Raw genomic sequence first — 20839 nt, 5'->3', positions numbered from 1 at the left:
AAAAATGCTTTGGACATGCCAAAGCGACAACATTTTATTGCAGAAATTTTTCATACTCATAATACTCAGGATAAGATGCGAGCGTTTCTTGACACGATTCACAAATCGTTTTTATATATATATTTCCATTCTCATGAAAATGAATCATTTCTACTACTTCTTGCTCCGTTAGTTGAAATAAAACGTCGCTATATACTTTTTCTGCGTTAATGAAGCCTACATTACCTCCGCAGTGTCTGCAATAATAATACCCTTCCATACTAGCCTCCTAAAAATTCAATTACTACTAGTATGGGTAAAACAAAAGAGAAATATTCCCAATCTCATTTTTAACTATTGAAAGTATTCATGATTTGAAGAAAAGGCTTATTTAGCCACTCTTCACATGCATCCGCTGCTTTTTCAATAGAATGGTTAACATCCGGAATCTCTTCAGATGTAAAGCGTCCCAATACATAATCGACTACCTTCATTCCATTTTTCGGGCGATCAATTCCCATACGGATACGTTGAAATTCTTGTGTTCCTAAGTGCGAAATCGTTGACTTTACACCATTATGTCCACCGGCACTACCTTTCATGCGAAGACGCAATTTACCTACAGGAATGTCTAAATCGTCGTACATAACAACGAAGTCCTCAACATCAATTTTATAATAATCCATGAGTAGACGAATACTTTCCCCAGATAAATTCATGTATGTTAGCGGCTTTAATAAGATTACCTTTTCTCCATTAACAAACCCTGCACCAAATACACCTTTAAATTTTTGTTCATTCAAAGAAATGTTCCAACGCTTCGCAAGTTCATCAATGGCCATAAATCCAATATTATGCCTTGTTAATTCATATTCTCTACCTGGGTTCCCAAGTCCTACTATCAATTTCATTCTTGTACCACTACTTTCTTTTTTCGATACGAAAAGACGTAACCAATTTTGGTTACGTCTCATCCTATCCAATTAATTGAATAATACACTCACGGATTCTTCTTCGTATACACGAATGATTGCTTCTCCGATTAATGGAGCAACTGAAAGTTCATGTACTTTGTCGATTTTCTTCTCTTCTGGTAATACAATAGAGTTCGTTACAACTAACTCTTTAATGTTTGAATTTTGAATACGCTCAATTGCTGGACCAGATAATACTGGGTGTGTACAGCAAGCATATACTTCAGAAGCACCGTTCTCAACAAGAGCGTTTGCTGCTAATGTAATTGTACCAGCTGTATCAATGATGTCATCAATTAAAATCGCTGTTTTGCCTTCAATATTACCGATAATGTTCATTACCTCTGAAACGTTCGGGCGAGGACGACGCTTATCAATAATAGCGATTGGCGCTTTTAGACGATCTGCCATTTTTCTTGCACGAGTTACACCACCATGATCAGGAGACACGATTACGATATCTTTAAGACCTTTTGTTTCAAAGTAATCAGAAAGAATCGGTACACCCATTAAGTGGTCGATTGGGATATCAAAGAACCCTTGAATTTGTGGAGCATGTAAATCTAGAGTGATTACACGAGTTGCACCTGCTGTTTCAAGCAAGTTTGCTACAAGTTTCGATGTAATTGGTTCACGAGAACGCGCTTTACGGTCTTGACGCGCATAACCATAGTAAGGAATAACAATATTAATTGTTTTCGCAGATGCACGTTTTAATGCATCGATCATAATAAGTAATTCCATGATATGTTCGTTTACTGGGAAGCTTGTAGATTGAATAATGAATACATCGCAACCACGGATACTTTCTTCAATGTTAATTTGAACTTCTCCATCACTAAAACGATCAACAGAACATTTTCCTAGTCCTACTCCAATATGCTTTGCAATCTGCTCAGCAAGTTCCTTATTAGAGTTTAAAGAGAATACTTTCAAATTAGAATTTAGATATTGAGTCGACATCTAGATTAACCCTCCACATTATTATGATTTTTTCTTATTCAGCAATTGATCAACATAGTCTTCTTTGTTAACTTGACGTGCACGTGCTACCGATAATGCTTTTGATGGAACATTCTCTGTAATTGTAGAGCCTGCCGCCACATAAGCACCATCTTCAACTGTTACTGGAGCAACAAGGTTTGAATTACATCCAATAAATACCCCATTACCAATCACAGTTTTGAATTTATTCTTACCGTCATAGTTCACCGTAATTGAACCACAACCAAGATTCACGTCTTCTCCAACTTGTGCATCCCCGATATAACTCAAGTGTGAAGCTTTACTTCTATTACCAAAGACAGTTTTTTTGATTTCCACGAAGTTTCCAACGCGTACTTCGTCTCCAATAACTGAATCTGGGCGAATATGTGCAAATGGACCAACCGATACTTCCGTACCAAGCTTACTATCATGTACAGTAGATTGTCGAATTGTCGTACGATCTCCAATTTCACTATCGCGAATTACTGTATGCGGTCCAATTTCACAATCAGAACCAATTACAGTGTTCCCCTCAATAATTGTTCCTGGATGAAGAACTGTATCGCTACCGATAATTGCATCAGCAGAAATATAAGTGTTACTTGGATCAATAATTGTAACACCATTTACCATGTTCTTTCGGTTGATACGGTTTTTCATAATAATTTCCGCTTGCGATAGAGCGACTCTGTCGTTAACACCTAACGTTTCATCGAACTGCTCTGTTTGATAAGCTGATACGATATGACCTTCATTTTTTAAAATCTCAATAACATCTGGAAGGTAATATTCACCTTGCACGTTATCATTTGAAACTTTAGAAAGTGAAGCAAATAAAGCCTTATTATCAAAACAATACGTACCTGTATTGATTTCTTTAATAGCTAATTCTTTCTCATTTGCATCTTTATGCTCAACAATCTTTTCAACATGACCATTCTCATTACGAACAATACGGCCATATCCAGCAGGCTCTTCTATGTATGCTGTTAGCACCGTCGCCATTGCTCCTGCTTCTTTATGTTGCTGAAGTAATGCTTCCATTGTTTCAGCAGTTATTAGAGGCGTATCACCACAAATAACTAAAGTTGTTCCTTCTTCATTTGCAAGTACACTTGCAGCTTGATCTACAGCATGTGCTGTACCAAGTTGTTCTGCTTGTAATGCAAATTCACTTACGTTCCCTAGCTGTTCTTGTACCATTTCAGCACCATGTCCAACAACCGTTACAAGTTTCTGCAATCCTAATTGAGATACTTGATCGACTACGTGTTGTACCATAGGTTTTCCACATACAGGATGCAGCACTTTGTATAGCTTTGACTTCATACGTGTGCCTTTACCTGCAGCTAGAATCACTGCAAATCTGTTTGACATATAGACCCTCCATCGCAACCTATTTATCCATTAAAGATATTATCCTAAATCATCATATATTTCAAGAAACACATTTTAACTATTAAATTTTACCATAATTCTTATAAGATGTTTTACTCTTTAGTATCTTTTTTAAGAAATAAGCTATACTATTTAAAATGATTTTGAAAAAATTAGTAGTTTCTTCTTTTTATGTTAATAAATTATGAAGTTTCCAAATATAAAACAAAAAAAACAAACCCCTGTAAATGCTTACAGGAGTTTGCTACAAAATTATAAGGCTTTTTGTTAAAAGCCCTTTTCATTCGAATTTTACGAAGCACCTGCTTCTTCAAACTCAACCTCTTCTAACTCGCCTAAACGATGATACTCTGTTAAAACCGCATCTTGAATTTTAGAGCGTGTACCAGAATTAATTGGATGTGCAATGTCACGGAACTCTCCATCTGGAGTACGTTTACTTGGCATTGCTACAAATAATCCATTATTACCATCAATTACACGAATATCATGAACAACAAATTCATGGTCTAGAGTAATAGAGGCAATTGCTCTCATGCGGCCTTCTGTGTTTACGCGGCGTAATCTTACGTCAGTCACTTCCATCTTGTGTTCACCACCCTTTTCTAAATAAGCGATATATTTGTATAAATTCCACAAATTTTCTATTTTCCCTTTAATTTTTTAAAAATTTTTAAGATAAAAATTTTTAATGTAGTTGAATATAGAGATTAGCGGAGGTTATCGCTTACAAAAGGTTACTTAACTAGGGCAATTACTTCAATTTCAACGGAAACATCTTTCGGTAATTTTGCTACTTGCACACAAGATCGAGCTGGTTTATGAGTAGAGAAATAAGAGCTATACACTTCATTTACAGCATTAAAATCATCCATGTCCTTTAAAAATACTGTTGTTTTTACGACTGTATCAAATGAAGCACCTGCTTCCTCTAATACCGCTTGTAAATTTTGAAATACTTGTTCTGTTTGTACTGTTACATCTCCTGTTACAAGCTCCCCATTTGCCGTCAATGGGATTTGTCCTGAGCTATAGAACATGTTATTTACAATAATCCCCTGTGAATAAGGTCCAATTGCTTGTGGTGCCTTGCTTGTTTGAACAACTTTCATACTTTTCACCCTTTTATTATTTATTTTACTCTTTAAAAATAGTGTACGAAAGGCAGTTTGTCCATCTATTTTATAATCTATAAATAAAATAAAAAAAGATAGAGCTATCTGCTCTATCTTTTATTCCGCCTCTACAAGCCCTTCATCAAATGGTGCAAGAGAATAATTCCCTTTTTCCACTTGAATCGTTTTTTCTTTCACATCAACTTCCGATAGACGAATTAATGATACAAAATTATTAATTAGTCGTTCTTCAATATCTGTGGATTCTACTAATACACCAATACCAACAACATTAGCCTTGAACTCTTCTAACATACTCATCATACCTTGAATTGTTCCGCCAGCTTTCATGAAGTCATCAATAATTAAAACATTCGACCCTTCTGGAAGACTGCGTTTTGCTAACGTCATTGTTTGAATTCGTTTAGAAGAACCCGACACATAGTTAATACTAACAGTCGGACCTTCTGTTACCTTATTATCTTTTCTTGCAATTACAACTGGTACATCTAAGTAATTTGCCACTGCATAAGCAAGTGGAATCCCCTTCGTTGCCACCGTCATAACTGCATCAATTGGTTGCCTAGCAAAAACAGAAGCAAACAAACGACCTGCGCCATTAATATGGCGAGGATTACTCAATAAATCTGTCATGTATAAGTAACCACCAGGCAAAATACGATCTGGGTTTTCAAATAAGCCACAAAGCTCATCAATAATTAGATCTGCCTCTTCTTCACTTATATACGGTATATATTTCACTCCTCCTGCTGCTCCTGGTATCGTTTGCAATGTGCCGACCCCTTGTTGTTCAAACGTTTGCTTAATAATAACTAAATCTTCACTAATGGAAGACTTAGCCGATTGATACCTTTCAGCAAAAAAAGTGAGAGATACTAGCTGACGAGGGTTTTGTAGCAAGTAATAAGTCATATCGACTAATCTTGTACTTCTTCTAATTTTCATACTCTCACCTCAAATCACGAATATTCTAAACAAATCATAACGTATTATACGTCTTTATTCAAGCGTTTCTCGCTCTCCTAATAAACGTACCGCATAGACTTGTTCACAAAATCCTTTTAATCCGTTATAAATGCGATGCATTCGTGAATCATGGTGTACAAGTCCAAATACAGTTGGACCACTTCCACTCATTAATACAGCATCCGCTCCAAATCGCTTCATCTGTGATTTAATACGGGCAACTTCAGGATGCATTCCAAATGTTACATCTTCTAAAACGTTACCAACAGTATCACAAATTCCTTTATAATCACCAGAATTTATGACATCAACCATTTTATCTACATTTGGATGTGTAACTCGATTTAACTTTAAATTTCCATACACATCAGCAGTAGATACACCTATATGTGGTTTCGCTAAAATAACCCAACAAGAAGGCGGAGTCTTTATATGCTCAATTTTCTCTCCTCTTCCAGTGGCAATTGCTGTGCCGCCGTATACACAGAACGATACATCTGATCCAATTTCTGCGCCAAGCTCTGCTAACTCATCAATTGTAAGCCCTAAATTCCATAATTTATTAAGACCACGTAATGTCGCTGCTGCATCACTACTTCCACCTGCTAATCCAGCTGCTACTGGAATCGTTTTTTCAATAGTAATAGATACACCTTTTTTTACATTAAACTTCTCTTTTAATAATTTCGCTGCCTGATAAGCTAAATTTCGTTGGTCGTCTGGGACATACCTATTATGGGATAAAATTTCAATACGGTCTTCTGCTAATTCCGTTAGTTCTAGACGATCTGCTAAATCAATGGTTGTCATAATCATTTTCACTTCATGATATCCGTCTTGTCTTTTTCCCAGTACATCTAACGACAGATTAATCTTTGCTGGTGCTTTCACTAGTAGCTTCAATCTATTCACCCACTCTATGTACTCAATCTTTTATCGTTTATTTTACCATAAATTTATAGTAAGACGATGACACTTCCCTAATTATAACGAAAAGCATTCAGAATGAAACTACTTATGTAAAATGATGGCACCTTTTAGAGTACAAAAAGCCGAGGAATGTCTCCTCGGCTACCGTAGCATAGAAAGTATCTTACAACTACTGGTTTCGTTTCATTAATTGCTGTTCTGCAATTTCTATAGCACGTTTCACCATGTTACCAGCATCTTTCGCACGAATTCCGCCCCATCCTTCTTTCTGAACAACATCATAAAAGCCAAGCTCTTTTGCTAGCTCTTCTTTAAATTGGTTTGACATGACACCTCTTCGTCTACTCAATGCAGAGTCCCTCCTTATTTTGCTACGGTATAGTTAGTATGCAAAATAATATAGCTTTTCATTTCTGGGAATATATGTAATGATATACGGATTATAAAATGACCTCATTATGAGGGTCTCCATAAAATGTTAACTCTACTGTCTCTGTTAAAACATCTGCATAACTATAAGATACACGTTGCAACGCATCTTCTTGTTGATCCAATTGTACAACAAAAACGGAACGGTATGTTTCTGCTAGTACACCTGATTGCTCCACAGTTTTTCTTCTTCCACTATTTGCTTTTAACATAAGTCGCTGTCCAAGATGGTGATCTAATTCGCTTTTAATTTCATCTAAACGTTTTGACATATACTTCGCTACACCTCGCTGTAATTTAGATTGAACACTTAAAGCACGATATATCTATCCTAATTATTAACCGCGATTCACAGCTAATATCATCCTGCGTTTGAATAGATAGAAGAAATACTATATTGTAAAAGTATCATTACGTAGTCTGTACGTTCTTGCCTCTTTTTATCCAAATTCATTTAAATCCTTCCATACAAAAAAGCAAGATACATATGTACCCTGCTTACTCTTCATAATGTTGAAAAGGTAATCCCGTTCGTAAAATCCCTCTCGTTTCAATTCCACCTAGTCCCTTTTCACCAGTAATTGTATTACGTACGACATCCCATACATTGACTCTCTCCATAAATGAAGTAAAACTAATTTTACCAACTACATATACAGGATCTAGTGCATGAATATTAATTCTAGATGGTGAACTAGCGAAATTGGCCCCTGCACGAATTAGTGCCTCAAAATGTGATTGACATGCCCCAGCAAAAATAACAAGTTGATCCAATGATGGATATTTTTTTCGCACTTCACGAACAGCCTGTACAAAATGCCTTGAATGCCTATATGCCGCTAAATCTCCCTTCACTCCTTTTGATTTTGTATATGCATCATGCCCTGTAATAACGAGAATGTCTGGGCGAAAGTGATCTATTAAGTCTACTACTTTTTCATGCATCTCCGTTTCTTTACAATGAATACCTTGAACAGGAACGCCAATTTTATTATATAAATCTAAGCACTTGCGCAAATATAAAGGGTCTCCATCTATATGCAATACACGTCCCGGCATTTGAAAATAATTCACCTCACTTGTATATCCACCAGTTGAAGTATGTTCATGCCTTTGTTTCATCAGCACATAATCTTGTTGAAACAAACGGTACGTGCGCTCCATTGTTTCTTTCTCACGCTTCACCCTTTTTTTATGTTCTCTTTGATCTATACTAATTAAATCTTCAAGTGGCGCATCCGCCACCAGTCTAATTTCCTCTCCAAACAATATAGCTATCTCGCCTTTTATTTCTATAATACGAAAAAGAATATCCCTCTTATGAGAATATCGTTCCACTAATTCTCCAACATGTAAAACCATTCTCCTACCTCCAAACTCATTAGGCCATCTTACCTGTTTTTAAAGTATGAATTTAGAGAGAGAAAGGTGACAAAAGGGACAGTTCAACTTGAACTGTCCCTTTCATATTCTTATGATAATTTATGAAGAACTAATGCATTACTTAATGTTGCAAACTCTTCAATAGATAGCGTTTCGCCTCTTCGCTTTGGATCAATTCCTACTTCTGTTAAAATTCGATCCAATAACTCCTTATCTTTCGGGAAACCATTTAAATTATTTGATAAATTATTCATTAAAGTTTTACGGCGCTGTGCGAAACTTGCTCGTACTACTTCAAAGAAGAACGTTTCATCTTTCACCTCTACAACCGGTTTAGGACGCTTTAGAAGGCGGATAATTGCAGAATCAACATTTGGCTGTGGTACAAACACTGTACGCGGTACAGTCATAACTGTTTCAACCTCTGTATAATACTGAATGGCAATCGATAAAGAACCATACTCTTTCGTTCCAGGTTTAGCAGCTAAACGATCTCCAACTTCTTTTTGCATCATAACAACAAATCCACGAACTGGTAACTTTTCTTCAAGCAATTTAAATAAAATTGGCGTTGTAATATAGTATGGTAAGTTAGCTACTACCATTACATCTTGTCCTTCTTCAAATTGCTCATTAAATACTTCATGTACATCTGCTTTTAGTACGTCTTTATTAATAACTGTAACGTTACCATATGGCGCTAACGTCTCATCTAAAATTGGTAATAGTCTTTGATCAATTTCAAAAGCCACTACTTTTTTAGCACGCTTCGCTAATTGCTCTGTTAATGCACCAATACCTGGTCCAATTTCAATTGCACCACTTTCTGAACCAATTTCTGCATGATCGACAATACGATTTAATACATTTGTATCAATTAAAAAGTTTTGTCCTAAACTTTTTTTGAATGAAAATCCATACTTTTCAACAATGTCTTTTGTACGATTTGGCGTTGCGATATCCTTCATTTTTTTTCCTCCTGTATTACTTGCTTATAAGCTTCTGCAAATGATTCCTTTGAAACTTGAAACATCTGTAATCGTTTATGTAACTGTTTTGCATTTGTATAACCAATCTTTAATAGCTTACCCATTCTTTCTCTGCGGCTCTTTGCCATTTCTCCGCCCACTAAGCCTGCATCGACTAAATCGCTCCAACTAATTTCACTTGTGTAAGCTTCCATTTCTTCATGTATATTCTCTAGAGCACGGCGAATCGACTCATTAGAAGCATGTTCAATCCCGACACCCTTTTTCCTTTTAGCAAGCGCTTCTTCCTTCGGTAAAAAGGCATGCTTACAGCCAGGAACCTTGTCAGAAATAATTTTTCGAATACGCTCTCCAGGATAATCCGGATCTGTAAAAATAATAACGCCCCTTTTTTGTTGCGCTAATTTAACTTGCTCAATAACATGATCACCGATTGCTGAACCGTTCGTTTCAATTGTATCCGCATCAACAGCACGCTTAATCGCAACTGTATCATCTTTACCTTCTACAACGATAATCTCTTTTATTTTCATGCTTGCCTCCACACTCATTTCGTCTCTACTTAGTAAAACAAAAAAATGACGACTTTTCCATTATTATTTTCCCCATTCTTATATTTTAAAAAATAGAATAGAAAAATCTTTGTTCTCTGTCCTTATTGTAACACTTCATCATTCACATTTATTTTCTTCATCACTTCTACTAGTTTTTCTCAAAATAAAAAAGAACAGGTTCCCCCGTTCTTTTTATTCAACACCAAATAAAACTTTTGCATTTTTAGTTGTCATTTCTGCTACTTCCTCATAAGAAATTCCTTTTAAATTCGCAATTTCTTCTGCTACGAGTTTTACATAACTCGGTTCATTTCGTTTCCCTCGAAATGGGTGCGGCGTTAAATACGGACAATCCGTCTCTATTAACAATTTCTCTAATGGAATCTCCGTAGCAACCTCTTTCGGCTTCTTAGCATTTTTAAATGTAACTGGTCCACCTAACGAAATTAAAAAGTTCATATCAACACATCGCTCTGCTACCTCTACACTGCCGCTAAAGCAATGCATAATGCCTCCTACTTCAGCTGCATTCTCTTCTTCTAGAATATCAACAATATCTTGAGTTGCATCGCGGTTATGTATAATAATCGGCAATTTTACTTTTTTCGCTAATGCAATTTGTTTACGGAATACTTCTTTCTGTATTTCTTTTGGAGACTTATCCCAGTGATAATCTAAGCCCATTTCTCCAAGTGCAACGACTTTAGGATGAGAAGCAAGTTCTTCTAACCAAGCTAAATGTTCTTCTGTCATGTCGATTGCATCAACTGGGTGCCACCCAACCGCAGCGTAAATAAAATCATAGGCTTCAGCTAATTCCATCGCCTTTTTTATCGTTACTTCATCAAAACCAACAACAACTGTATAAGTAACTCCCGCTTCTTTCATTCGGGCAATAACCTCTTGCAAATCTCCTTCGAATTGCTCTGCATTCAAATGTGAATGTGTATCAAACAACATAATACATAACTCCTTTTATATTGAAATCAAGTTTATTCTACAAAAATAAGTTCTTTAATAACTTAACGATAACAATACTACAATCTTAATGCAAAAATAGAGAGTGTAAAAAGAAAAAAGACGCTTCACACATGTTACACGTGAAACATCTCTTTTCTTGTCTTAATTACTTGATTTTTGTACCATTTGGTAGATTTTGGTCAATTGATGCTAATGACAATACGCCATTCTCTTCACCCGCTAAAATCATACCTTGCGATAATTCACCGCGTAATTTTACAGGTTTTAAGTTTGTTACACAAATAACCTTTTTACCTTTTAAGTCTTCCGGTGAATAGAATTTTGCAATTCCAGAAACAACTTGACGCTTTTCTGTGCCTAAGTCTAGTTGAATTTTTAACAACTTGTCTGCTTTTTTCACAGGTTCAGCAGATAGTACTTCAGCTACGCGTAATTCTACTTTAAAGAAATCATCAATTGTAATTTCTTCTGCCTTCGGTTCTTCTTCTTTTTTCTCTTCTACTTTAGGAGCAGAGCTTTTCATTTGTTCTTTAATGTACTCTACTTCCACTTCCATTTCTAAACGAGGGAAAATTGGGTTTCCTTTTTCTACTTTTGTTCCAGCTGGAATGCAGCCAATTGTAGATAGACTTTCCCAAGATTTATGAGCTTCATCAGTAAGGCCAAGCTGAGCAAACATCTTGCTTGGTGCTACTGTTAAGAATGGCATAAGCATAATACCTGTTTGACGAAGTACTTCTGCTAAGTGAGCCATTACAGAAGCTAACTTTTCACGATCATTCTCATCTTTTGCTAATACCCATGGTTGTGTTTCATCAATATATTTATTCGTACGACTAACCAATTGCCAAATAGATCCTAACGCTACAGAGAACTCCATATTCTCCATTGCTTCTTCTACTTTTTTCAAAGTATCTTGTGCAAACGCTACTAACGTTTCATCAAATTCCGTTACATTTGCTTTAAATGCAGGGATTTCTCCGTTAAAGTACTTATCAATCATAGCTACTGTACGATTTAATAAATTACCTAAGTCATTTGCTAAGTCGAAATTAATACGCTCCACAAATCCTTCTGGTGTGAATACGCCATCAGATCCAAATGGAACTTCACGAAGTAAGTAATAACGTAATGCATCTAATCCGTAACGATCGATTAATGTAACTGGATCTACTACGTTTCCTTTTGACTTACTCATCTTTCCATCCTTCATTAAAATCCAGCCATGAGCAAAGACTTTCTTCGGAAGAGGTAAATCTAATGCCATTAAAATTATCGGCCAATAAATTGTATGGAAACGAACAATTTCTTTCCCAACTAAATGCACATCTGCAGGCCAGAATTTTTTATATTTCTCTTCATTTGCTGTTCCATAACCTAACGCCGTAATATAGTTAGATAATGCGTCAACCCATACGTAAATAACGTGTTTTGGGTTACCAGGAACACGAACTCCCCAGTCAAATGAAGTACGAGAAACTGCTAAATCTTCTAATCCTGGTTTAATAAAATTATTAATCATTTCATTTTTACGAGACTCCGGCTGAATGAAATGTGGATTATCTTCATAGAATTTTAATAGTCTGTCGACATATTTACCCATTCTAAAGAAATAAGATTCTTCACGAACAAGTTCTACATCATGACCACTATCTGGGCTTTTTCCTCCAACTACTTTGTCGCCTTCCATAATTGGATCTACTAATTGATGCTCTGTATAGAACGTCTCATCTTGTACAGAATACCAACCTTCATATTCATCAAGATAAATGTCACCTTGATCTACTAATTGCTTAAAGATTTTTTCGACAACATCTTTATGACGATCTTCAGTTGTACGAATAAAATCATCATAAGAAATATCCATCTTCTCCCAAAGCTCTTTAATTCCTGAAACAATGTTATCAACATATGCCTGTGGCGTAATATTTAACTCTTCTGCTTTCTTTTGGATCTTCTGTCCATGCTCATCAGTTCCTGTTAAATAATGCACATTATAACCTTGCATACGCTTATATCGTGCCATCGCATCTCCTGCTACTGTCGTATAAGCATGTCCAATGTGTAATTTTCCACTTGGATAATAAATTGGGGTAGTAATATAAAAGGACTTATTTTCCTCTGTCATTGTTTTGGACCTCCCGAATAACCTCATATGTATTTATAAACAGTATATCAAAAACTCATATATAAAGTGAAACTTTAATCAGTAGGGTTTTTGTTCCTCCCCACTAATTATTAGCCCACATTAATTAGGCTTTTACGAGCAGCCCAAATCTAATTTATCTTCTTTACGCCAACCTAATTTTAAATTTAGGTCTTAATGCTCAATATCTTTATCATCTATTGCTCATATTTCAAAAAAATATACAATCTCCACTTTAAATTTATTATTTTTTCAGAAAATATCGTAAATAATTGTGGAATTTCCTCTCAATCTATTATATATAAGAAATAAGAAATCTATAAATCTTTTTAAAAAATATAGAATTTAAGAATTGACGGAAATGTAAATGATTGGTATCATATGTCCATAGGGTATTTTGTCGAAAAATGACGAATCTAAAAATAGACTCGAAACTTATAAACTATTTATTTAGGAGGAAAAAAATTATGAAATCTACTGGTATTGTTCGTAAAGTTGATGAATTAGGTCGTGTAGTAATTCCAATCGAATTACGCCGTACTTTAGGTATTGCAGAAAAGGACGCTCTTGAAATCTATGTTGATGACGAAAAAATCATCTTAAAGAAATATAAACCAAACATGACTTGCCAAGTAACTGGTGAAGTATCTGACGGTAACCTTTCTTTAGCTGAAGGTAAAATCATCTTAAGCAAAGAAGGCGCTGAGCAAATCTTAAACGAACTTCAAGATTATATCGAAACAGCAAAATAAGCTTCTCAATTATGAGAAGCTTATTTTTTATCGACATGATAGATTTGATATACATCTCTTTTCGACAAATCTCGATCTTTAGCGACTGTTTTAATCGCTTCTTTTGAATTCATACTTTTTTCATTTATATAGTGTTCAATATGATCATATACCGAAAGAGATTCCCACCATTGTTCTTCTGGAGCTGGTTCTTCTGTTGAACCTGCTACTAAAATACAAAACTCACCACGTACTTCATTTTGCTTCGTCCACTCAATTGCTTCTTCGATTGTTCCTCGAATAAATTCCTCAAATTTTTTCGTTAACTCTCGACATAATACAATCTCTCTATTTCCCAACACTTCCTGCATCGAAATTAAAGTATCATCTAAACGATGAGGCGCTTCATAAAACATCATTGTAGTTTGTACATAACGAAGCTTTTCTAACTCCATCTTCCGTTCCTTTTTGTTTCTCTGCAAGAAACCATAGAAATAAAACTGCTGTGTTTCAAGGCCGGATGCAATTAATGCTGTAAGGGCTGCATTTGCTCCAGGAAGCGGAATTACATGGTATTGCTCAGCTACTGCCTCAACAACAATATCGTAACCTGGATCAGAAATACACGGCATACCAGCGTCACTAACAAGTGCTATATTCTTTCCATCCTCTAATTTCTCTAATAGTTTCTTCCCACTTACTTCTTTATTGTGCTCATGATAACTCGTGACAGGTGTTTCAATTTCAAAATAATTACAAAGTTTTTTCGTTTGTCTCGTATCTTCAGCAGCAATTAAATCAACTTCTTTTAAAATTCGGATTGCACGAAATGTCATATCTTCTAGATTTCCAATAGGAGTTGGTACTAAATATAAAACTCCCTTTTCATTTTGTTGAAAGCTTTTTTGTTGCCACATAGCGTTCTCCTTTTTGCATATATGCCTCTTTTTGTTTTCTCGTTAATTGCTTAAAGTAATACTCCGCTTGCATAGCTGTACGCTTATCATTGTGGGTCTCTACATATTTTAAAACGACAGGAAGCCTGGCGCGTGTATACCTAGCTCCTTTGCCGCTATTATGAGTCTGAATTCTCTTTTCTATATGGTTTGTATATCCAGCATAATAACTTCCATCAGAGCACTCTACCACATAAAAAAAATGCTTATTCTTCTCCATATAAAATTGAACGTAGCTCCTTTGTATATTCGTTATTGTTCTCATATACAACGAGAGGTGGTAAAATTTTTAAATCTGCATTTCCATCCTTAATTCCTTCAATTAACAATGTATTTGCTTCTTTTCCAACCTTAGGATAAACAAATTGCACACGCTTTGGTTCAATTTTATATTTACGCATTAATGTGACAATGTCTAGTAATCGCCCTGGACGATGTACAAACGCTACTTTCCCACCTTGTTTTACTAACTGACTACTTGCAGATACAACATCTTCTAATGTACACATAATTTCATGACGAGCTATCGCTAAATGTTCATTCATATTTTTCTCTGAAGTTTGAGGTGTTTGAAAATATGGTGGATTACATGTAACAACATCATATTGATGACGCCCAAGTTTCTCTGGCATATCTTTCAAATCTCCATGTATGAGGTGAATTCTTTCTTCCAACCCATTGTATTGAACACTTCTTACTCCCATATCATATAAGCGTTCTTGAATTTCCACACCAGTAATATTTCCTTTTGTTCTTGTACTTAATAGAAGGGGAACAACCGCGTTACCTGTACACAAATCAAGTAAATTCCCCTTTTGAATTGGTACCCATGCAAAATCTGCAAGTAAAACGGCATCTAAAGAAAAATTAAATACTGATGGGCTTTGTATAATCTTCATGTCTTGTGCTAATAAGTAATCTAAACGTTCATCTTCATATAAATTCATATACTGCTCCTTTTCTTACCCTTAACCTACCCTATTTCATGTATAAAAAATTACCTTTCCAATTATAATTGGAAAGGTAATTTCACTTTTTATTTAAGAATGACAGACAGAATAAACAATCTCCCTCTTTACGTACACTTCCATAATGTAGATTGCAAATATGAAAACCTTCTTGATACAGTCTCGCTAAATTGTCATAGCCTTCACCAATATCTGTTTTTGGCTTCACTTCTTTACGTTTTTGAGTTTTTTGTTTTTCTTTATTCTGCACTTCTTCAAAACGGTGTCGCAAATTGTTATTTTCCATTTTTATATGCTGGTTTTCTTCCAACAACTCTGCAAGATGCTGTTTTAACTCTCCCAACTGTTTGTATAAATGTCCAATTTGCTCTTCCATACTAGAAACCGATTCAAAAATATCTTTTTTCTCCACAAGCACCCACCTCATTAATCTGTGGTTTGACTCGAAACGACCCCTTTATTTACTAACTCATCTAACGTATATTCTACTATCCGTTCCTTGTCTACTAGTTCCACTTGAATTAATCTTTCTAAAATATTTAATCCGATAACACGGCCAGTACCATGCGGGGTTTGTATACGTTGATCTAAATCAGGAAGTTGTTCCTTTGCTGCCTCATATTCATCATTCTCATATTTTAAGCAACACATTAAGCGACCACATAAACCAGAGATTTTTGCAGGATTTAATGATAAATTTTGATCCTTTGCCATTTTAATGGATACAGGTTCAAAATCCCCTAAAAAAGTAGAACAACAAAGCATACGACCACATGGACCAATACCACCTAGCATCTTCGCTTCATCACGAACACCAATTTGTCTTAGTTCAATTCTTGTTCTAAAAATTGCGGCTAAGTCCTTCACTAGTTCGCGGAAATCGATCCGACCATCCGCAGTAAAATAGAAAATAATCTTATTACGATCGAATGTATACTCTACATCTACAAGTTTCATATCAAGATTATGCTCTACTACCTTTTGTTGACAGACTTGATATGCTTCTTTGGCAGCATGTTTGTTCTCTTCAACAATGGTACGATCATTTTCATTTGCAATACGAATAACCTTTTTTAGCGGTAATACAACGTCGTTTTCATCAACTTGTTTTTTGGTAATAACTACTTTTCCGTATTCAATACCTCTTACCGTTTCTACAATGACAAACTCATTTTCAGAGATATCGAACTGATTTGGATCAAAGTAATATACCTTCCCGGCCTTCTTAAAGCGAACACCTACTACATCATACAAAACGGTCATCCCTCCTGCAACCGCAACACTAACTGTTCGAACACAAGCTGCGCATTTACATTAGCGTTGATTCTATTTTTTGCCTCTAATATATTAAAGAGAGCTGATACAATGCGCTTCTGAGCATAGGAAAACGATTCAAACATCTCTTTCTGCTCATGAAAAACAAGACGATCTTCTTCTCCAAGTTGAACATATAATAAATCCTTATAAATAAGGAGTAACATATCTAAACCTTGCTGTAATTGTTCTTTCTCTCCAAAGTGTTTTCCCCATTTTTCTTGTACAAAAAAAATAGAGGTTTTATCTTTTTCGAGCGCTTCACATAATTTTATCACTAAAGCTCGTGCTTGTGCAAACCATTCATCACTACATAAAGCTAAAGCTTCATCAAAACTATTTGTAAGTTGAGCAGCAAGTGTCGATAAAGATGCTGTAATCCCTTCATCCTGTAATCTTCTAATTAAAGATTCCGTAGGTAACGGTCTAAACGTAACAACTTGGCAACGAGATAAAATCGTATTTAAAATTTGATGACTTTGTTCAGTAAGTAAAATAGCAGTTGTATCAGTACTTGGTTCTTCTAAAAATTTCAAAAGTGTATTTGCCGCATTTGCTGTCATACGATCTGCATGCTCAATAATATATAATTTTTTATTTGCTTCTAATCCTGTTTTTGAAAACTCTTCTTGTAAATCATGAATTTGCTGCTTCTTAATAGATAATCCGTCTGGTTTTACAATATGTAAGTTAGGGTGGTTACCTGAATCAATTCGCTTACAGTTTGTACATACATGGCAGGGCTCTACCCCATTTCGCTCAGAACAGAGGAAACTCTTTGCCATTTGAATTGCTGTCGCAAACTTTCCTGTCCCTTTCCCTCCCTCTAACAAGTAAGCGTGGGATATACGCTCTTTTGCAATGCTATTCATCAACATTTTTACACCGATGGGTTGTATAGCAGAAAGCTGCTCCCACGTCTTCGTCATAATGCATACCTCACTTATTTCATTCTTTCCTTCTATTATAACAATTTATCTTCTATAAGCTGAACAACTTCTTCTATAAGTTTTTCCATCGGCTGATCAGCATTTACCAATACAATACGATCCGAGAAACGTTCTACAACTTGTAAATACCCTTCGCGCACACGTTTATGGAAAGAGATATCTTCCATATCTAGTCGATTTACTTCACGTCCTGCATCTTTTTCAATCCGAGCCAAACCAACCTCAGGCTCAATGTCTAGATAAATTGTTAAACTAGGCATACAGTCCTCTGTTGCGAAACGATTTATTTCAAATACCTTATCCATACCCAATCCTCTTGCATAGCCTTGGTATGCTAAAGAGCTATCTATAAAACGATCACATAACACGAGGTAGTTCTCATTAAGTGCTGGCATAACTTTTTCTACTAAATGTTGTCTGCGCGCAGCAGCATAAAGAAGCGCTTCTGTACGTGCTTCCATCATCGTATATTCTTGTTTATGTAAAATCGTCCTAATGTCCTCAGAAATTGCAATACCGCCTGGTTCCCTTGTCGCCATTACCTTTTGTGCTTTTTGTTCAAAATATGGCAATAAGCTTTTAATTAACGTTGTTTTACCTGAACCTTCTGGGCCCTCAATTGTTACAAATAATCCCTTCATCCTAAAACCTACTTTCTATATCATACACTTTCATATATTTCGTATTCCCTTGAAAACGAGCTCCTGCTCTCTCTAAATACATAATTTGCTCTTTATGCTCTGAAGTAATTCTCTCTCCATACATAATCAATGGAATTCCAGGTGGATACGGAATCACCATTTCCGCCGCTATCATTCCAACAGCCTCTTCTATAGATACTATCTTTGTTTCATATCCGTCTAGTTGTTTATACGTATACGGTAAAAGAGAGAATTCACCTTTATAAGTATAACGAATAGATTCCCTCTTGTCTTTCACCTCATAATGTTGCAATGCTACTCGGATCATCTCTATAACCTTCATATATCCCTCATTTACTTGTAAGGGTAAAATAAATAGGACATTGTACGGATCAGCCATCTCTGTATATATACCGACCTTTTCAAATACAGACTGTAATTCGTACCCTGATAACTGACAACGAGTTTGTACGGTGACCTTTAACTCGTCTTGCAACGGATATTCTAAAATGGCGATTTGGGGAATAGAACGTAATTGTTCCTTAAATCTTCGTAAAAACTCAACAATTTCACTGTGACCTTCTTCTTTTATACGCGCCATTGTAAAGCGTGCTATATCCAAGGAAGCCATAATTGGATACGATGGACTACTAGATTGTAGCATACTTAAATAAGTAGTAACCTTCTCTTCGTCTACTAAGTGACTATTTATATGTAAATAGGAACCCATTGTCATTGCGGGTAATGTTTTATGTGCAGAATGAACTACAATATCTGCACCATATGTTAATGCTGACTTCGGGAATGGTTCTCCCAAGCACAAATGTGCCCCATGTGCCTCATCTACCAAAACAGGGATTTTATGTGCATGTGCAAAAGCGATGCTTGCCTCTAGATCCATACCCATACCATAATAATTAGGATGCGTTAAAATGAGTGCTTTCGCATTTGGATACTTTTCAATTGCTTTCTTAATAATTTCGTTACGAACTCCCACCGGTACGTTATAAGCTTCATCAATCCATGGATCTAAAAAAATGGGATTTGCTCCCGCAAGTTTTAAAGCATTAATAATTGATTTATGGCAATTTCTTTGTACAAGAACAATATCATGTTCCCCGCAACAAGACAAAATCATTGCTAAGTTCCCGACTGTTGAACCATTAATTAAAAAATAGCTCCTCTTTGTATTATAAACTTCAGCCAATAATTGTTGTGCCTCATCTATACATTCAAACGGACTATGCAAATCATCTAGTCCTGCTAACTCAGTTACATCAATAGATAGAATATCTTTAAACTCTCTTATTGCCTCCTGAGGGAAGTTTAAACCATTCTTATGACCTGGAACATGAAAGGATAACGGCCCTCTTTCTTTAAACTCTATTAACGCCTCATATAAAGGCATACGATTTTGATTCATCTACATCTCTTCCTTATTATTCATTCTCTATCTATTATACAGAACAAAAAAAATAATAGGCATATGCCTATTTAAAAATATGATACTTCTAATTTTCGAAGCTGCTTTAAATAATGTATATATTTCGGATCATCTGTCTCTGTATTCACCATATCCTTTTCACATTCATAGCATATTAAATTATTATAAACATATATACCTTCTTTTCTTTTTGTCTCACAAACAATACAAACTTCACTTTGTAATTTCATAACCTTCCCTCCCTATTTAAGTGAACCTATTTTATACTTCTAATCCTTAACAATTTACAGAAAAATATACACCCATCTTTTATATAATATGATTAACTCTTGGGCAACGTGTTTGTATTACCATTACTTCTTTCCTATTCTTTTTAACAATACAAAAAAACACAAGTCAAATGACTTGTGTTTTTAGTTGCTTGGCGACGTCCTACTCTCACAGGGACAAGGTCCCAACTACCATCGGCGCTAGAGAGCTTAACTTCCGTGTTCGGTATGGGAACGGGTGTGACCTCTCTGCCATCATCACCAAACTATGAAGGCATATTCCTTCAAAACTAGATAACATTTGCTACATATTATATGGTTAAGTCCTCGATCTATTAGTATTCGTCAGCTCCACATGTCACCATGCTTCCACCTCGAACCTATCAACCTGATCATCTTTCAGGGATCTTACTAGCTTACGCTATGGGAAATCTCATCTTGAGGGGGGCTTCATGCTTAGATGCTTTCAGCACTTATCCCTTCCGCACATAGCTACCCAGCTATGCCCTTGGCAGAACAACTGGTACACCAGCGGTGCGTCCATCCCGGTCCTCTCGTACTAAGGACAGCTCCTCTCAAATTTCCTACGCCCACGACGGATAGGGACCGAACTGTCTCACGACGTTCTGAACCCAGCTCGCGTACCGCTTTAATGGGCGAACAGCCCAACCCTTGGGACCGACTACAGCCCCAGGATGCGATGAGCCGACATCG

At 35.9% G+C, this 20839-nt stretch carries 25 protein-coding genes, 1 rRNA gene and 2 other annotated features; of the genes, 1 reads left to right on the top strand and 25 read right to left on the bottom strand.

Annotated elements, in window-relative coordinates:
• Positions 1-34: 34 nt before the first annotated feature.
• From BAQ53_RS00225 to metG, 15 genes are all read right to left on the bottom strand, one after another.
• Positions 35-259, bottom strand: coding sequence for an anti-sigma-F factor Fin (locus tag BAQ53_RS00225; protein ID WP_208906415.1), 225 nt, complete (start codon positions 257-259; stop codon positions 35-37).
• A gap of 70 nt (positions 260-329) precedes the next feature.
• A complete protein-coding gene (gene pth / locus BAQ53_RS00220) occupies positions 330-890 on the bottom strand; it encodes an aminoacyl-tRNA hydrolase (protein WP_279615940.1) in 561 nt (186 codons plus the stop codon).
• A gap of 72 nt (positions 891-962) precedes the next feature.
• Complete coding sequence (locus BAQ53_RS00215) at positions 963-1916, bottom strand: ribose-phosphate diphosphokinase (RefSeq protein ID WP_000107420.1); 954 nt, start codon at positions 1914-1916, stop codon at positions 963-965.
• 21 nt (positions 1917-1937) lie between these two features.
• Positions 1938-3317 carry a bifunctional UDP-N-acetylglucosamine diphosphorylase/glucosamine-1-phosphate N-acetyltransferase GlmU gene (gene glmU / locus BAQ53_RS00210; RefSeq protein WP_000071039.1) on the bottom strand — a complete coding sequence of 460 codons (1380 nt, stop codon included), beginning with the start codon at positions 3315-3317 and terminating at the stop codon, positions 1938-1940.
• A gap of 312 nt (positions 3318-3629) precedes the next feature.
• The gene (gene spoVG / locus BAQ53_RS00205; protein ID WP_000454041.1) at positions 3630-3923 is read right to left on the bottom strand and encodes a septation regulator SpoVG; all 294 of its coding nucleotides are present in this window, start codon (positions 3921-3923) and stop codon (positions 3630-3632) included.
• A 152-nt stretch (positions 3924-4075) separates the two neighbouring features.
• Positions 4076-4450 carry a RidA family protein gene (locus BAQ53_RS00200; RefSeq protein WP_000869815.1) on the bottom strand — a complete coding sequence of 125 codons (375 nt, stop codon included), beginning with the start codon at positions 4448-4450 and terminating at the stop codon, positions 4076-4078.
• A 120-nt stretch (positions 4451-4570) separates the two neighbouring features.
• On the bottom strand, positions 4571-5419 hold the full coding sequence (gene purR / locus BAQ53_RS00195; protein ID WP_000702466.1) for a pur operon repressor: 849 nt from the start codon (positions 5417-5419) through the stop codon (positions 4571-4573).
• 54 nt (positions 5420-5473) lie between these two features.
• Positions 5474-6343 (bottom strand): 4-(cytidine 5'-diphospho)-2-C-methyl-D-erythritol kinase, encoded by an 870-nt coding sequence (ispE, locus tag BAQ53_RS00190; RefSeq protein WP_000772104.1) that lies wholly within the window; start codon positions 6341-6343, stop codon positions 5474-5476.
• A gap of 196 nt (positions 6344-6539) precedes the next feature.
• Positions 6540-6719, bottom strand: a complete 180-nt coding sequence (sspF, locus tag BAQ53_RS00185) for an acid-soluble spore protein SspF (RefSeq protein ID WP_002094215.1) — start codon at positions 6717-6719, stop codon at positions 6540-6542.
• Positions 6720-6810: 91 nt separating this feature from the next.
• Positions 6811-7071 (bottom strand): biofilm formation stimulator Veg, encoded by a 261-nt coding sequence (veg, locus tag BAQ53_RS00180; RefSeq protein ID WP_000044347.1) that lies wholly within the window; start codon positions 7069-7071, stop codon positions 6811-6813.
• A gap of 226 nt (positions 7072-7297) precedes the next feature.
• Positions 7298-8161: a sporulation peptidase YabG gene (gene yabG, locus BAQ53_RS00175; RefSeq protein ID WP_000242868.1), complete on the bottom strand. Its 864-nt coding sequence runs from the start codon at positions 8159-8161 to the stop codon at positions 7298-7300.
• 110 nt (positions 8162-8271) lie between these two features.
• Complete coding sequence (gene rsmA, locus BAQ53_RS00170) at positions 8272-9150, bottom strand: 16S rRNA (adenine(1518)-N(6)/adenine(1519)-N(6))-dimethyltransferase RsmA (RefSeq protein ID WP_000651547.1); 879 nt, start codon at positions 9148-9150, stop codon at positions 8272-8274.
• Positions 9147-9704 carry a ribonuclease M5 gene (gene rnmV, locus BAQ53_RS00165; protein WP_000692835.1) on the bottom strand — a complete coding sequence of 186 codons (558 nt, stop codon included), beginning with the start codon at positions 9702-9704 and terminating at the stop codon, positions 9147-9149. The genes rsmA and rnmV overlap by 4 nt, the downstream gene beginning before the upstream one ends.
• A 213-nt stretch (positions 9705-9917) precedes the next feature.
• Entirely contained in the window at positions 9918-10685 is a 768-nt protein-coding gene (locus tag BAQ53_RS00160) for a TatD family hydrolase (protein ID WP_000895851.1), read from the bottom strand.
• Positions 10686-10851: 166 nt separating this feature from the next.
• Positions 10852-12834, bottom strand: coding sequence for a methionine--tRNA ligase (gene metG, locus BAQ53_RS00155; protein WP_000134143.1), 1983 nt, complete (start codon positions 12832-12834; stop codon positions 10852-10854).
• A gap of 485 nt (positions 12835-13319) precedes the next feature.
• Between metG and BAQ53_RS00150 the strand changes: the two genes are divergently transcribed.
• Entirely contained in the window at positions 13320-13604 is a 285-nt protein-coding gene (locus BAQ53_RS00150; protein ID WP_000843036.1) for a transition state genes transcriptional regulator AbrB, read from the top strand.
• 20 nt (positions 13605-13624) lie between these two features.
• On the opposite strand, the gene rsmI is transcribed toward BAQ53_RS00150, so the two are convergent.
• The 10 genes from rsmI to rrf all read right to left on the bottom strand — a co-directional run bounded on the left by rsmI (position 13625) and on the right by rrf (position 20391).
• Positions 13625-14500 (bottom strand): 16S rRNA (cytidine(1402)-2'-O)-methyltransferase, encoded by an 876-nt coding sequence (gene rsmI, locus BAQ53_RS00145; RefSeq protein ID WP_000267817.1) that lies wholly within the window; start codon positions 14498-14500, stop codon positions 13625-13627.
• On the bottom strand, positions 14469-14759 hold the full coding sequence (locus BAQ53_RS00140; protein ID WP_000414352.1) for a GIY-YIG nuclease family protein: 291 nt from the start codon (positions 14757-14759) through the stop codon (positions 14469-14471). The genes rsmI and BAQ53_RS00140 overlap by 32 nt, the downstream gene beginning before the upstream one ends.
• Positions 14746-15486, bottom strand: coding sequence for a tRNA1(Val) (adenine(37)-N6)-methyltransferase (locus BAQ53_RS00135; RefSeq protein WP_001055366.1), 741 nt, complete (start codon positions 15484-15486; stop codon positions 14746-14748). The genes BAQ53_RS00140 and BAQ53_RS00135 overlap by 14 nt, the downstream gene beginning before the upstream one ends.
• Before the next feature lie 82 nt (positions 15487-15568).
• Positions 15569-15919 carry a DNA replication initiation control protein YabA gene (gene yabA / locus BAQ53_RS00130; protein WP_000412063.1) on the bottom strand — a complete coding sequence of 117 codons (351 nt, stop codon included), beginning with the start codon at positions 15917-15919 and terminating at the stop codon, positions 15569-15571.
• A gap of 14 nt (positions 15920-15933) precedes the next feature.
• Positions 15934-16761 carry a PSP1 domain-containing protein gene (locus BAQ53_RS00125; RefSeq protein WP_000272429.1) on the bottom strand — a complete coding sequence of 276 codons (828 nt, stop codon included), beginning with the start codon at positions 16759-16761 and terminating at the stop codon, positions 15934-15936.
• A 5-nt stretch (positions 16762-16766) separates the two neighbouring features.
• Positions 16767-17750, bottom strand: a complete 984-nt coding sequence (holB, locus tag BAQ53_RS00120) for a DNA polymerase III subunit delta' (RefSeq protein WP_208906413.1) — start codon at positions 17748-17750, stop codon at positions 16767-16769.
• A gap of 35 nt (positions 17751-17785) precedes the next feature.
• The gene (gene tmk / locus BAQ53_RS00115) at positions 17786-18412 is read right to left on the bottom strand and encodes a dTMP kinase (RefSeq protein WP_000677219.1); all 627 of its coding nucleotides are present in this window, start codon (positions 18410-18412) and stop codon (positions 17786-17788) included.
• Position 18413: 1 nt separating this feature from the next.
• Complete coding sequence (locus BAQ53_RS00110; RefSeq protein WP_001075296.1) at positions 18414-19835, bottom strand: aminotransferase class I/II-fold pyridoxal phosphate-dependent enzyme; 1422 nt, start codon at positions 19833-19835, stop codon at positions 18414-18416.
• A 71-nt stretch (positions 19836-19906) separates the two neighbouring features.
• Positions 19907-20086 carry a sigma factor G inhibitor Gin gene (locus tag BAQ53_RS00105; RefSeq protein ID WP_000776279.1) on the bottom strand — a complete coding sequence of 60 codons (180 nt, stop codon included), beginning with the start codon at positions 20084-20086 and terminating at the stop codon, positions 19907-19909.
• Positions 20087-20275: 189 nt separating this feature from the next.
• Positions 20276-20391 (bottom strand): 5S ribosomal RNA (gene rrf, locus BAQ53_RS00100).
• Positions 20392-20452: 61 nt separating this feature from the next.
• Positions 20453-20714: a sequence feature (23S ribosomal RNA rRNA prediction is too short), on the bottom strand.
• Positions 20715-20733: 19 nt separating this feature from the next.
• Positions 20734-20839 (bottom strand) — a sequence feature (23S ribosomal RNA rRNA prediction is too short).

This window comes from Bacillus sp. B25(2016b) (assembly GCF_001679765.1).
Taxonomy (GTDB): domain Bacteria; phylum Bacillota; class Bacilli; order Bacillales; family Bacillaceae_G; genus Bacillus_A; species Bacillus_A thuringiensis_K.
Note: the sequence above shows the minus strand (reverse complement) of the source record. Positions and strands in the feature narration are given on the sequence as shown.